This is a genomic window from Aureisphaera sp., assembly GCF_059726885.1.
In genome coordinates this window covers 2,261,909-2,276,153 of sequence record NZ_AP041051.1, presented here as the reverse complement: position 1 = coordinate 2,276,153, position 14,245 = coordinate 2,261,909, and the positions used below count along the sequence as shown (strand labels likewise).

General features: G+C 40.4%; 11 protein-coding genes. 9 read left to right on the top strand and 2 right to left on the bottom strand.

Going from position 1 to position 14,245, the window contains the following annotated elements; all coding sequences use genetic code 11:
- Nucleotides 1–83 precede the first annotated feature (83 nt).
- The 6 genes from AC6JAD_RS09855 to AC6JAD_RS09830 all read left to right on the top strand — a co-directional run bounded on the left by AC6JAD_RS09855 (nt 84) and on the right by AC6JAD_RS09830 (nt 7,045).
- Complete coding sequence (locus AC6JAD_RS09855) at nt 84–1,139, top strand: hypothetical protein (RefSeq protein WP_461305000.1); 1,056 nt, start codon at nt 84–86, stop codon at nt 1,137–1,139.
- A gap of 1 nt (nt 1,140) precedes the next feature.
- On the top strand, nt 1,141–3,105 hold the full coding sequence (locus AC6JAD_RS09850; RefSeq protein WP_461305001.1) for an AAA family ATPase: 1,965 nt from the start codon (nt 1,141–1,143) through the stop codon (nt 3,103–3,105).
- A 14-nt stretch (nt 3,106–3,119) separates the two neighbouring features.
- On the top strand, nt 3,120–3,485 hold the full coding sequence (locus tag AC6JAD_RS09845) for a hypothetical protein (protein WP_461305002.1): 366 nt from the start codon (nt 3,120–3,122) through the stop codon (nt 3,483–3,485).
- A gap of 33 nt (nt 3,486–3,518) precedes the next feature.
- Complete coding sequence (locus AC6JAD_RS09840) at nt 3,519–4,769, top strand: DUF6638 family protein (RefSeq protein ID WP_461305003.1); 1,251 nt, start codon at nt 3,519–3,521, stop codon at nt 4,767–4,769.
- Complete coding sequence (locus AC6JAD_RS09835) at nt 4,766–5,314, top strand: hypothetical protein (RefSeq protein ID WP_461305004.1); 549 nt, start codon at nt 4,766–4,768, stop codon at nt 5,312–5,314. Before AC6JAD_RS09840 ends, AC6JAD_RS09835 begins: the two co-directional genes overlap by 4 nt.
- Before the next feature lie 69 nt (nt 5,315–5,383).
- Nucleotides 5,384–7,045, top strand: coding sequence for a hypothetical protein (locus AC6JAD_RS09830; protein WP_461305005.1), 1,662 nt, complete (start codon nt 5,384–5,386; stop codon nt 7,043–7,045).
- On the opposite strand, the gene AC6JAD_RS09825 is transcribed toward AC6JAD_RS09830, so the two are convergent.
- Together AC6JAD_RS09825 and AC6JAD_RS09820 are read right to left on the bottom strand one after the other, a co-directional pair.
- Entirely contained in the window at nt 7,035–7,553 is a 519-nt protein-coding gene (locus AC6JAD_RS09825; protein WP_461305006.1) for a GNAT family N-acetyltransferase, read from the bottom strand. The genes AC6JAD_RS09830 and AC6JAD_RS09825 overlap by 11 nt on opposite strands.
- A gap of 2 nt (nt 7,554–7,555) precedes the next feature.
- Nucleotides 7,556–9,466 carry a putative porin gene (locus tag AC6JAD_RS09820; protein ID WP_461305007.1) on the bottom strand — a complete coding sequence of 637 codons (1,911 nt, stop codon included), beginning with the start codon at nt 9,464–9,466 and terminating at the stop codon, nt 7,556–7,558.
- 63 nt (nt 9,467–9,529) lie between these two features.
- Here AC6JAD_RS09820 and rnhB point away from each other — a divergent pair, with 63 nt between their 5' ends.
- The 3 genes from rnhB (at nt 9,530) to AC6JAD_RS09805 (ending at nt 14,237) form a co-directional block, all read left to right on the top strand.
- The gene (rnhB, locus tag AC6JAD_RS09815; protein WP_461305008.1) at nt 9,530–10,132 is read left to right on the top strand and encodes a ribonuclease HII; all 603 of its coding nucleotides are present in this window, start codon (nt 9,530–9,532) and stop codon (nt 10,130–10,132) included.
- Between the two features lie 75 nt (nt 10,133–10,207).
- Nucleotides 10,208–12,616, top strand: coding sequence for a hypothetical protein (locus AC6JAD_RS09810; protein WP_461305009.1), 2,409 nt, complete (start codon nt 10,208–10,210; stop codon nt 12,614–12,616).
- Nucleotides 12,617–12,689: 73 nt separating this feature from the next.
- The gene (locus tag AC6JAD_RS09805; protein ID WP_461305010.1) at nt 12,690–14,237 is read left to right on the top strand and encodes an OmpA family protein; all 1,548 of its coding nucleotides are present in this window, start codon (nt 12,690–12,692) and stop codon (nt 14,235–14,237) included.
- The last annotated feature ends 8 nt before the right edge of the window (nt 14,238–14,245 follow it).

Genomic DNA, 14,245 nt, shown 5'->3' with positions numbered 1-14,245 from the left:
TTTGGAGTAAGAGTGCTCGACCAGACTTAACTAATAAATTTTCAGGTTCAAACCATAAAACATGCTTTTACAATAAAAGTCCAATGTCATCCATTAACCAAATAGTCACACCATTAGATAGTGCTATCCTTGAAAATAAGGAACAGTACGACGCCTATTTTAAAATTGTGCAACATGCCTTTAGTGAATCGGTACGTGGTATGGTTGAGAATGAACTTTGCAATCCATTGGAGATTTCCTTTTTCAAACAATATGCAGAATTACTATTGTATTCGCTAGAGGCATTCCGGGTAAAGTATTTATACGATGAGGAGGAAAAAATGAAGGTGGATCTAACCGAATCTGGGTTCCCAAATTACTTAGAGTTTAGATATCTCGTTAACGACTTAGCGCTAAAACAGGAACATATAGCCAAGCTCCCGGATCCTGAGAGCTTAAAAGCCGAGTTTCTGGAAAGTTTATTGAAGTACAAAGAACCTGTCTCCAAAAGGAAACTAGAACAGGCAGCTTCTATAGTGTATTACACCTCGGTTGAAAAGAATTATATCTTTCGGAGGTTTGTACAGGGAAAAATAGTGAAAATCGAAAATAATCCTACGGCTCCCTATTTAACCAGTTGGGGATTTTACGATGTAACCCATAATCGCCCATTTATATGTTTCATGTACTTCGATTTGGATAAAACCTCAGTAACCGAGTATACCGAGAAGATTTATGAAGTACTGGAAAAAACTGCCGACCGTAATATGAGCCTGGATATGATGGCCTATGCGATTGACAAGAAATTGCCCAAACTCATGCCCAAAAAGTTCAGGAAGCTGGATGTTGGGCCATTACATAATGTGTTTGCCAAAGACCAATTGGAAATTACCCATGTCATATTGGAAGGGATTATTCAAAAGAACCTGTCGCTAGCTGCCCATGCCATGAGCTTTTCCATTGAAGAGATTGTGTCCACTGGACAATTTACCGAAGGAAACTTTTTCAGTAAACAAAAATTCCAAATGTGGGAACAGGAAAAACCAGAAGCTTACCTTTTTGCCCCTCACAGGGTAATGCAAACGCTATATGATAAGATTCCCGAAAGCATCAATCAACTAACAAAAGAACCCATAGAAATACCCGAATTAACACTGTAATATGGAGCACAACACTACATTTCCTATAAAACATTCCGAACTCGCCACTTTAAGGGATGAAGCCACGTCCTATTTAAAAGGGGTGCAATGGGACCAAGGAATGAAGGCCAAAAACCGCGATAAAAACGCAAAGGATGAGTCCATTTTATTATACTTATCCAAAGCAACTGGAAATGGAGCCTCGACCAGTGTGACCTCAGTATCCAAAAGTGTATTGGCACTGAAAAAACGGCTCTTACCAGATTCGGTGGCCATACCCTTACACCTTAACGAGGCACTGTTTGGGCTTCAAGAAGGATTAACATTGGGTATATGGCTTAAGGATAGTTATTCGGACGCATCAGGTTTGAGCAATTTGAACGAACGAAAGTCTTCCCTGGATAATATTCAACGTAGGGAATTCGACTCCAAACAACACACAGCCACAGCTTTCATGATTTTTGGTATTGCCTGTAGAGTTTTGTTCGAACTAAAACCCAAAGCGTCAGATGACCTTAGCGTATTGAAAAACAAATTTGCCGGTATTCCGGAGATTTCCCTACTATCGCCTTTAAAGGGGATTTCCTGTGTGCTTTTCTACTATGACAAGTACTTAAACCATCCCGAGATTATTACTAAGGATAAAGATGTAATCGATTTTACCGTGGTGTATTTTGAGGCGATCATAGCCGAAATCCAATTGCGATTGGGCTCTTTGGAATATACCGAAACCATTACCGATAGAACCTATAAACTGGAAAACAGCGAATTTGCCATTTCCGGTTGGGAAAACGTGTTCGAGGGAACTGCCGTAAGTGTAGAATTCAATAAAATACAATTCGAACAGATTGTTGGAAATCGGGATGCAAAACACTTTGCCCGTCGTCTAACGGAACGATTGATGAGCTATGATTTTACAGCCAAAATGAATCCGTTTCAGGAATTGGGAGGATTTATGCCTGTATTTATGGGGTACGGAATTCCAGGAACGGGAAAGAGTATGTTAATTGCTGCCATTGCCACCCGACTCAAAGAACATTGCGATAATTTGGACATACCATTTCTGTTTCATCCCATGCCGGATACTTTGATCTCGACTTTTCAAGGTGGATCTGCCGAGAAAATGGTTCAGTGGATGAAGCCTTTGCAAGATCCAACCAAGCTCATTTTCGCTCCTATTGACGATGCCGAGAACAACCTTCAAGAGCGAACCGCACAAGGGGTTTCTGCCGGGGTAAAGGAAGTGATAGGTGTTTTCCTTCGGTATACGGAAGGAGCTTATGCGGTGAATTATGGAAATAGTTCCATCGGGCTTTTTACCAACCTTCCTGAAATGTTAGACAAAGCAGTCATTTCCCGTGTACAAGGGCGATTTAAGATTGATGGAGCCAGAACCATTCCCGATTTTGTGGATCAGGATTATTTATGGTGGCGAAACCTCAATGAAACCATGCCAGGATTTGTAAACATGAGTGACCCGAATGACTATACCTATTTGAGCGAGCAGGGGTTGGCCAAAAATTTAGGCGAGATACTGCAACAGGCTGAAAAACCGACAGAAGAACGAGTATTGGAAATTTATGACTCGGTGGAAGGCAAGTTTAAAACGGACGAACACTTATTCTATGCAGAATTGTACAAGAACATTCAAAAAGCATTTCCGTTTTTCTCATCCCGGGATATCCGTAACATTCAAAGTGCAGTGTCCCTGAGATTAACCGATTTCGACTTGCCACAGGATTGGTTCGAAAATCCGGATGATTATTTCAGAAAAGACTATGACACCAAATATGGAATGCTTCAGGAACTAATGAAAAGCAATATGAAAGGCTTGAGCTTTTCAGACATTAGAAGACAAGAAGTAGTGCGCTATCTGGATAATGTGGCCACCATAGCCGATACGGACTTTAAACGCAAGGTAGATCAGCGGGTGAATGACTTGAACATACAGCAGGAAGCCAGAAGGCAATTTGAGGAAGGACAATAGAAATTATAACCTCCATGGTATCTATAGTACTCATACCAGTTGTAGCAGTAATTATACTGATTTATTTAACTAATGAAAAAATAAGATTTATAAACGAAAGAAAAGCATCTAAGAAACTCAATGCAAAAGTAGTTTCCTATATTTCGGAAAAGGGGCCGATGAGAAATGATCACACCATGCTGGAGTATCCTTATGTTAAGATTGGTAGTGATGAAGATTCCATTCCTAGAAAGCTAAAGTTTGCAAATAATATCACAAGATCTTTTGAGCTAGATGAAGAGATTAACGTTTTTTGGAGTGGAACAGACTTGCTTTATTGGAATGCTTATGACAAAGGGCTTTACAAATACCTCCCAGAAAAATGGAAATTTTGGGAATAGAATAACTAAAAAAAGCTTCGAAACGAGCTAATTATGGAAAAACTAAAACAAGCAGGATTATACGGGGACGCCTTGGTTAAGGTATCTGGATCGTTAGCGGAACGCTACAACGGTTGCCTGTCTATGTTAGGTCTTTCGCAAACCAAGTTGAAATCGTTCTCCATAGATGGGATGGGATGGAGTCCAGAAGTTGCCGAAGAGAAAGGAGATCATTTTTATCTCAATATTGGGGAAGCCAATAGCAATGCCATTATTATCTCCCCCAAACAAAAGGATAAAGCAGTACATATGCCCTTTCATAGTTTCGACAGGGACATTATGACCGCTATTTTTGCTGCCTATGACAAAGAGATTCGGGATATCACGAAAGATTCTGCCGTATGCGTGCATTTAGATCAGAATATAGACGCCTATTACGAACCTTTCGATCTGCTGCGCTACAAAAAGCTATCTGTGAGTTTTCGATTATTAAACCGTCTTCAGGAAAAACAAAAAGAACAATTGGAATTGGTGAGTCAATTCAATGAAGGCAACAACTTCATAGACAGAAATCTTCATAACAAGTTATTGGAATCGGCCAAGCAATATGGAGATTTACGTAGCCGAAACCTGCAACTGGAACCCATTAGCTTAGATATTGGGTCTTTCTACACCAGAGCCTTTGGCGGCATATTCGTCCTGAGGGATTTTGTAAACGACATTATAGTTTTCGAGGATTTGGAAATGTTCAATAAGGCGATTAAGAATACAGTGTATGAAGTCTCCTTGTTTCACACTTCACACAACGAACTTACCTCTGCCTTGGTAAATTATCGTATTACTGAATTCGATATCAAAAAGGCAGCTAAAACAAAACGTTACGAGCGCATTAAAAAACATAGGTTTGTAGCACATTTGGAAAATGTGGAACATCCCTTACATGAAGTTTTGGAAAGTCCATTCCTCTTCAAAAAGTACTTGAATGATATCGATTTAGAGACACGAAAACAATTGATGAGTGTAGAACTGTACAATCAGCGTAAAATTGTAGAACGTGACCTAAAAATAGACGAAGTCGTAGACCTTCAATACACCAAGGCCCTGTTAGAGCCACATTCTTCTTTAGAGGAAGAACAAGAAGAATTGGTGTGGATGCTGCTTACAAAAATAATTCCATTAGATCCCTTGCACCTTTACTGGTATGACAAGGAGACCTTCTACGAAACATTCCCTACGTGGAAAGACTCATACAAAGACTGGGTGATACAATGCATCCTAGATGAAAACAAAAAGTATAACGCATGACTATAGAAATAATCGTTTTTATTGCCGCCATCCTTTTCGGGATCGTTTGGTATGTTCGCGAATCGAAAAACAACAAACTGTATCGGTTTTTCAACAAACTAATGCACTCCAAGGACCTTCAAATGAAGGCAGATAACAAAAAGGGCTTTGTACACATACAACCTTTCCTGATGCGCTTGGTATGGGTAACCGTACTTTTCGTTGTAGCCGCTGTAATTGTAGCTTTTGTTACACCTATCAATGGCTTTTACATTCAATACTTCGCTTCTGCTATCGTAGGAACTTTGATCGGCACCTATGTCGCTTCCATGTTCTTCGTGGCTTCTGAAGAATTGACCAAAGAAAACATTAAGAAAAAAGCGGAGGAAGCTTATCAAAAAGGAAAGGAGTTTGTCGAAGACTTAAAAGGCGATGATGAGCCAGAAAGTGATTCAGATGTGACAAGTTCCGAAACCGTTACAAACGAACCTGCTTCGGATACGTCGGAACCCGAAACAAAGAAAAGCGCCCGTGACCGATTGAAAGACAAGGGAATGATAAAATAACTAACCTATGGAGGCCGAGTGGCAGTGCTTTAGGCACAGCTGTATCGAAGCCTCAGTAAACGATATACCATGTTAAAAAGATATTGGAATAAAGGACGCAAGCAAAAGATCATTACGATCCTGGGAAGTTTACTATTGCTTATCCTGTTATTTGTATTACGGGACGACTATCAACCCGCCTTACTTTTTCTTAGGAGATTTGTATTCATGATACTGGTTGGGCTGCTCTTTCTGTTTTTTACCATTTCCAAATTCCGAAAGGCGCCCTCGGCAGGTCGTCGTATTCTTATCTTTCTGGGAATCATTGCATTCTTTGCTACGGGTTGGTTTTTTGGACACAAACTAAAGCTCTACGAATTTATGCAGAGCTATAATATTTATAGCGACTTAAATAAGGTAGAAATACATGAACTCCCATTAACACAAAATGAACGCATTCAACCCCTCAACAACATCCTTACCATGGCTTACGAGAGTGTGGGAGAAACCCAAGAGGTGACCATTCCTCATTTAATTAGGGTAGATAGCACGAATCAATGGACCATGGCTGTACAGCCTTCGAAGGATTACACATGGCAGCGAATGAACGATAACACCGAAGAGCTTTTTGCTGTAGAAAGCACTTCCCCTTTTCCACGTTTTTCGGGAGACAATAGGGTACCCGTTACTTTTTCTATAGGACAGTCCTTGGCATTTAGCCGAAATACCTATAATGCCGTAATACAACGACTTAATTTCTTTCAACTCTTTACCCATCAGCCGAGTGATGTTTTTTATATGAAGAATGATACGGGAAAGTGGGTACAGGTGGTTAGTCTGGTAAAATACAAAGGCTTCTTTTTTCCATACCCTACTTATGGTGGTGTCATGGTCATTGAGCAGGGCGAACATGATTTTTCAGACTATATGGAGCGCATCCTTATAGGGAAAGGAACGTACATTCCTCCTTCGGAAATACAAAATTATCCCTTTCTAACAAGGCAGAATACCCTTTCCGAGAAAGTATCCCGATTGCAGGCCCAATCCCTACAGTTTTTAGGAGGGTTTACAGATCCATTACCCTGGAACAAACAAACCGCAGTAAAAATTCCGGATTTAAAGGATGATGAGAACCAACAACCCTTCGTAACCGATTTTAATTGGGACACTATGGAAAATGACGCCTATAGCGGCCTTTACCATTGGTTCGGATTGGAACCCATTGGGGAAGAACGAACCAGTCTTTCCTTTAGCGTTATGATCCCTGCTGATGGGACGGATAAATTATTCTATTACAATCACGCCGCCAAAAAGGAAGGAATGGCCGGTGTAAGCGCAATGCCACTTAAAGTGATTGAATCACGCAAGGAATATGACTGGAGTGTCAACAAACCTGTAGAGTTTAGGCCTTTCGTAAAGGAAATTGCAGGAAGAAAACGGTTGTTCGTTCTTAGTACCATTGCTGCCAAAAAAGACGACAGCAAAAAATTTGACGGTGCGGCTACGCCAGACTTGGCCTTGATCGATTGTGAATACCGTGATGTGGTTTGGATCGATGCCAAGCATCCTTCGCAATGGGAGATGAGCATTCTGGATCAGTTAGGGGAAACCTGGAAGACCAGTGAGGGACTAAAGGATGAAGATGTATGGCCAACCCGAACGGAGATGGACATTTCAAAAGTTCGGGATAGTTTAGTATTGGACACGGTTGTGGAAAGGATTTTCGATGTAATTCCCGATACTATTCAGTAATACGATACTCCAACAATACCACCTTATTCCCCCAACAATTTGAACTCACCATAGGATCATGGGGTGCCACAAAATGTTCGACCACCTCGAAGCCGAAGGTTTTATAATAATTGACCAAATCTGGGTTATCATCCCAAGTATCCATACGAACAAAAGGTCTGTTCTTACTTTTAGCCAAAGCTATAGCCCATTCTAAAACATGAGCAAACAATCGCTGTCCTTTGTATTTCTGTGCAGTGATAACCCGATGAAGAAAAATGGCATCATCTTTATCCTTCTCTCTCCAAATGGGCACATCATTGTACACGATATTGAATACACAAGCCAGGTCCCCTTCGATCAAAACCTTATAATGTAATTGCTTGGCGATGGCTTGTTTCACCCCTTCCCTATCATTACTGCGATACTCAGGATATCCTTTTTGCTTCTGATAGGCTATGGCATCATCAAATAATCGGCAGGCGGCATCAAGGTCTTTCAGTTGGGTATGTGTAATCTCCAATGACATGATTATAGGAAAAAGTTCCAAACGAAACCAAAACGTATGGACGCATCGCGATACGGATATCCCGGTGCCGAGAAATGATCGTTGGTACTGTTGAATAGTTGATTGACAAACTCGTACTTCACATAAATCCTTGTCTGTCGCACTTTGGCATTAAAGAAAATATCTACTAAAGGAAATCCACCAATTTCCTGCCCGTTCTGCACATAAAATTCAGCTAACACAGGATCATATCCATTGGCATTGTAGGCCGTAAAATATTTGAAATTGATCCCTGTTTGAAGGAACATGGCTTTCTTAAACCATTCGTCTTGATAGTAGATAGACTGTCGCGTAACGATTTCGGGCACATTGAATACCTCTTCACCGCTTAACGCCTGTTGAAACATAATGGTATTGTTCAATGCAAATTTCCCCAAACGGAACTCCCTTCCCACCTTTACCTTTACATAATCTACCCGATCCCCAAATTGCTGCGGTGTTGGAGTACTATCATTTGCTTTAATCGTAAAATACGTATAGTCGTCAATTCCAGTATAACTTATTTCGGCATCCAACAATTTTTTTGAAGCGATTTCCAATTTCAACTCTTGGGTTTTTATATTGTTGAAATTATTCTGCCAATTGTAATTTACGTAATCGCTCTGATAGAGCAGAAAATTAAAATTTGGAGCAGCACTGTGAATTTTCACTTGCGCTTTTACGGCGTTTTCCTCATCAAATTGATAGGATGCACCACCTATTATATAGTTTCCATCGAAATCACCTGAAATGTTTATGGCACCTTTCCCATAAATATCGAATCCCTTATACTGTTTGCGATAGCTCGCACCTGCCTGTACCAGGTTTCCCTTTAATCTATTGGTAATTCGGCCTTCATCCAATTCCAACACCGAATCGTATCCATAATTATAATCGGTATATCCAATAAACGCAGACAGCTCTCCCAATATAGAATTATTGAAAGTGGCATTACCTTCTACCCGAAAATCCTCCAACTTTGTTTGTGTAAGCAGATTTGAACTAACATAAGCCTCCCCCAAAAGATCGGAGGCAGCTGTTTGACCGTACTTAAAATCCTTTTCCTCAAAACTTATGGTATTGCCAAGGGTAAGTACAGAGTAATTAAGGCTATCCTTTTTGGAAACGAGCTCGTACTCATGGGATCCCCAAAAGCGAAGGCCCTCCAATTTGTTTTCGGCATCTTCAAAGTTTACATCCAATCTGCCACGATCATCAAATTCTGGATCGCCAGCCTCAAATAGATCTATAGATGTTTGGGTGAGCCCTCCATTTTCCTGATTCAAAATATCCTGTGCCGCTACATGAGCCCTAAGACGATATCTATTGTTCTCGGTTTGGTAATTCGTTGTAAAACGGAAATTCCCTGTACTCGTTAGCACATTTTGATATCTCCCCAAAGAACGTAAACCCTTGTAGGCAATAGAAAAGTTGAAACGTTCATTCGTATTCACGGTAAAAAAAGCATCCAACTGCTGCCCTTGAGCAAAGGCGGTTCTAAAATAGATCTCCGTAAGGGGCGTAGGGACATTGTAATAACTCATATCATCGGCATCCATATAATTGAAATGGTGCGATTGAGCCACAAATTTTGGCATCAGGTTAAGTGCGTCAAAGGTATATCCCAAGGAATTGTATGTCTGACCGATATTGGAAAAAGGAAGTAATTCGAAATCGTCCCTTCGCAAATAGTTGAATTTGTATTCCCTTTGCACAGAAAGTGTTGTGTCTACAAATGTGGTGTCCCTATCCGCAGAAATAATCTTGTACAACTCAATGGGTGGTTTTTCAGGTTTACCCTTAGCTCCCTTATTCTGAAATTGGCTCGGAATATTTTGTGAAAACACCATTGCCGAAGCACTGAAGAAGAAAAGTAGCAAAAGTGTCCTAATCATTTATAAAAGCTGTTAGTCAACAAAGGTAAATGTTTAAACGGAAATGTGTATTTTTAATTTTGAGTGTTGAAGTTAAAAATTCATAAAGATTTAATTGAATGTGGAACCGATGAGGCCGGTCGTGGATGTCTCGCAGGACCCGTTACGGCTGCTGCAGTCATATTACCCGATGATTTTTCCCATCCTTGGCTTACCGATTCCAAACAACTTTCCGAGAAGAAACGAATGGAACTAAAACCCATTATTGAGGAAAGCGCCATTTCATTTGGGGTCTCCCATGTAATGATGGAAGAAATTGATCAGATAAACATTCTCAACGCTTCCATTGCCGGAATGCACAGATCTATTGATCAGCTTAACAGCACACCACAATTCATTGCGATCGATGGAAATCGATTTAAACCCTATGCCAAAATCCCTTATGAATGTGTCATTAAAGGCGATGGCAAGTATCTGCATATTGCTGCTGCTTCCATTTTGGCCAAGACGTATAGGGATCTTTATATGAAGCAGTTGCATGAAGAATACCCCATGTACAATTGGCTCAAGAACAAAGGATACCCTACCCAAGAACATAGGGAAGCGATAAAGAAATACGGTCCGAGCCCGTTCCATCGTAAAAGCTTTCGATTGCTACCCGAACAACTTAAGTTGGATTTCAAATAATTCGATGTTGAAAACCCGTCGATAAACTGTTTCCCTAACCCCTTAATTACCTCCAAAAGCTTGTTATTTTTGTGTATGCGCCTATCATACACACTCCTGTTTTTGGTTATGCTAACCCTATTGTTTTCTGCTTGTGAAAAACAGGTGAAAAGAACAGAGAGTTTGGTCGATTATCTTCCACCCAATCCAGAAGTTGTGGTTAAGATTGCAAACTTGGAAACGGCCAAAAAGGATTTCGATAACAGTTCACTCTACAATGAACTTTCCAATCCACTTTTACACGATTTTCTTAAAGATCATCCTGAATTTATAGGCTCTTTCCATCCATCGCACCCTAGCGTCCTGTCTTTTGTAAAAAATTCGGATTCCCTTCAATACACCTTTGCCACTAAATACCATCCCGGGGTTTTTGCATTCGATTCCTTGGAAACACCAAATAACCGATCGTTTAAAAAACAAAATATACAGATTTTTGAAAGGGATGGCAGGCCCTATTTCAGTACTCTTTTGGACAGCGTATTCGTGGTTTCATCCTCGGATGAATTGATAGAATCCATAATTGAAGGCACATTATCCGATGAAGATCCCTTACGTAAAGCCTTTCAGCTTAAACAGAATGCAGACGTATCATCCATCTTTTCACCAGATCCGGTTACGATCGATTCTTCTCAAATAAGATTGGCTTTCCAGGCCGTAATGGCCATGGACATTTTACCAAAAAGTGTTTCAGCGACAGGTGTACTAACCAATAAGGATAGCCTTCCGAGCCTTATTTCTTTGTTCAATGGGTTGGTACCGCAAAGAAATGAGATCGCCAAGGTAACTCCAATGAATGCCTCACAGGTACGGACCATGACATTTCAGGATGTAGAATTGCTGTCGAACAACCTCATGCAATTTCATGGCGACAGTATTGCATTGCCACATTTTTTTGATGCCATATTGGAAATTAGCAGTATTGTTGCCAACGAAGGAACGAACCTTATCGCAAGGAGTATAGACCCTGATATTACCCGGGAAGAGTTAAATAGCAATCTCACAGAATTATCGGAGTTTAGGGAAATACAGTTATTTCAGTTTACGCCTGAAGAAACACCTCTATTTGAGAGGCTATATCCCATGTTACACACCGCTACCCCTACCATCCTTTTTCAATGGGAGGATTTTTTCGTTTTTGCAGAGAATGAGGAAAATGCCAAAAATATGATTACGGCCATAAAGAACGGATCTGTTTTGGAAAAATCAACAGCTTATGAAGATGCCGTTCCTAATCTGAGTCAAGCATCTTCATTTCTGGTCTACAATTTAAAAGGACAAGTAGATGCATGGATTGCGCCTTTTCTTGGCGCGGACGAAGGAATTGTGACTGGACACCCCCTAATTTCCCTTCAAATAAGTAATGATCGAGGTTTTGCACATCTTAATTTGGTGTGCAAAGAACTCAATGGATCCAAAAAACAAGTATCCGGAGTGGTAACCCAGTTGTTCTCCGAAACCCTTGAGGCTCCCGTATTGGCTGCTCCTCAATTCTTCACAAACCATCGTACAAGGGGCAAGGATATTGTAGTTCAGGATATAGAAAATCGCATCTATCTAATATCCACCAGTGGTAAAACCTTATGGAAAAAAAGATTGGATGGTCCCATTTTGGGAACCATTCAAGAAGTAGACCTATTACGAAATGGCAAGAAACAACTGGCTTTTGCCACCACAAACACTTTTTACATCTTGGACAGAAATGGAAATGCAGTGAGTCCATTCCCTAAGAAATTTCAAGATCCTATTACACAGCCATTGTCCATTTTCGATTATGACAACAAAAGAAACTACCGATTTGTGGTTACACAAGGAAAAGAGGTTCATATGTATGATAGCAAAGGAAAAACAGTGACAGGATTCACCTTCAAAAAAACGAAATCCAATATCGTTTTACCTCCGCAACACATTAGAATGCGAACCAAGGATTATCTGATCATCGCCGAAGAAAATGGAAAACTGAATATTCTAAGTCGTGTTGGGAAAGAACGCGTTCGTGTTTCCAATACATTCGATTTTTCGGATATGCCTATTGCTAAAGAAGGGGATAACTTTGTCGTAATAACCCAAAAAGGAACCAAAGAAACCATTTCCCAAAATGGCAAAGTCACATCGCAATCACTGCAAGTCTCCGATAATTATCAATTTAGGGTTCTTGGAAACACCAAGGTTACCTTAGACGACAACCTATTGCGGATTAACGGAAAATTAGTTGAACTTCCTTATGGCATTTATACGGCTCCACGGGTATTCAATTCTAATAGGGGTGTTTTCATTACGATTACGGAAACACAAGAGAAAAAATTATATGTCTTGGATAAATCTGGAAGTATAGTGGATGGATTTCCAATTTATGGTGGTACAACGGCGGATGTTTCAATTGTAAAAGGTAGATTACTAGTCACAACTGGAGTAGAAGAAAACGAAATTGCGGCATATTCCCTGTAAAAAAACAAGAAAAACCCTGTTGTAAATCAATTAGTTGGAGTATATTTTTGTGCAATAAGCTAAAAACCACTCCATGAAAACCTCGCTAAGAATTTCCGTTACCCTCGCCTTATTATTATTTGTAGGCTCCTCTATCCAAGCCCAAACCAAACGAATTAAGCGACCCAAAAGCAGTGTGGGCATCTATAGTGTAGATACCTTCGTTCGAAATTCGTTCGATATATACGATAAAGTGTATCGCTACGATGGTTATGCGAAGGCAGGGACACCGTTGGATGATGACGATATTGATGTGTTGGAAGATGCGTTGCTTGATGCAGAGCAGCTTCTTACTAGTGCTCCCAATATTCTATCCGACCTAGACGGACAAGGAGCTTTGAAACAGGCAAAGGCAACATTGCAGATTAATAAAGCAAAGAAAGCCTTAAAATACAGTGTAAAAACGGCTAAAGAACTTTTGGCTGGTAAACGGTCAGGCGATGAAGGGAATTCTGACACCACGGAGGAGGATAATGAAGGTAGCAATGGTAATAGCGGAGGATCTGGAACCAATTCTGGATCGGGGTCGGACTCAGGCAGTTCAAATGAGAGTACCTCTTCAGAAACCTTCAAAATAAACAGCAAATTCGATTTTGTCCCTGGGGACGAACTATTGTTTTTCGATGATTATTCCAATGATTACATCGGTGATTTCCCAAGTAAATGGAATACCAATGGTAGTGGGGAGGTCGTCACCTTTAACGATAGTTCGGATCGTTGGTTGGAAATTCTTTCGGGATATGGCATTTTTTATGCGCCATTAGACGTGACCCTACCCGAAGAATACACTATAGAATTTGATGTGTTTGGATATGGTTTGGACAGCAAGACCTCTTCTACGGCAAAATTGCACATCCTACTATCTGACGACACCAAATTGAAAAGAGGTGAAAATTGGTGTGCCGCTTGGATCCCATTTGGACAGTATGGTGCTTTTGGTATTCAGGTAAAAAGTTATACTCCAAGTGAAGGGTATATCATTAATAACAGTATTACGGCGGATATTAGGAATGCCACACAAAATAAACCTCACATTTCAATTGCCGTAAACAAGGAGCGCTTTCGTTTGTGGGTTAACGACAAAAAATACATCGACATTCCGAAAATGTTGACCCAAAGAGAACATATAAAAGCTTTAAAATTTAGCGCTGAGGGTTTCAAAGATGGCAAAGAGAAAATTTTCATTTCCAATCTAAAAATCGCTAAAGGTGGAGTCGATTTACGCAGAACTTTGCTTTCAGAGGGTAAGGTATCTACCAATGGCATCCTATTCAATTCTGGATCTGCCACCATACAACCACAATCCTACGGTATATTAAGGCAGATTTCCCAAGTACTTCAACAGGAATCTTCCATTAAATTATTGATCGTGGGACATACAGATAGTGACGGAAGTGATAGTGCTAATCTTTCCCTTTCAAAATCTAGGGCTGAGTCGGTGAGACAAGCGCTAATGACAACCTATGGGGTGGACGGAAGTCGTCTTACTACAGATGGTAAAGGGGAAGGTGAACCAGTTGCTGACAATAGTACGGTCGATGGAAAAGCTAAAAATCGTCGGGTTGTTTTTATAAAGCAGTAAATCAATTA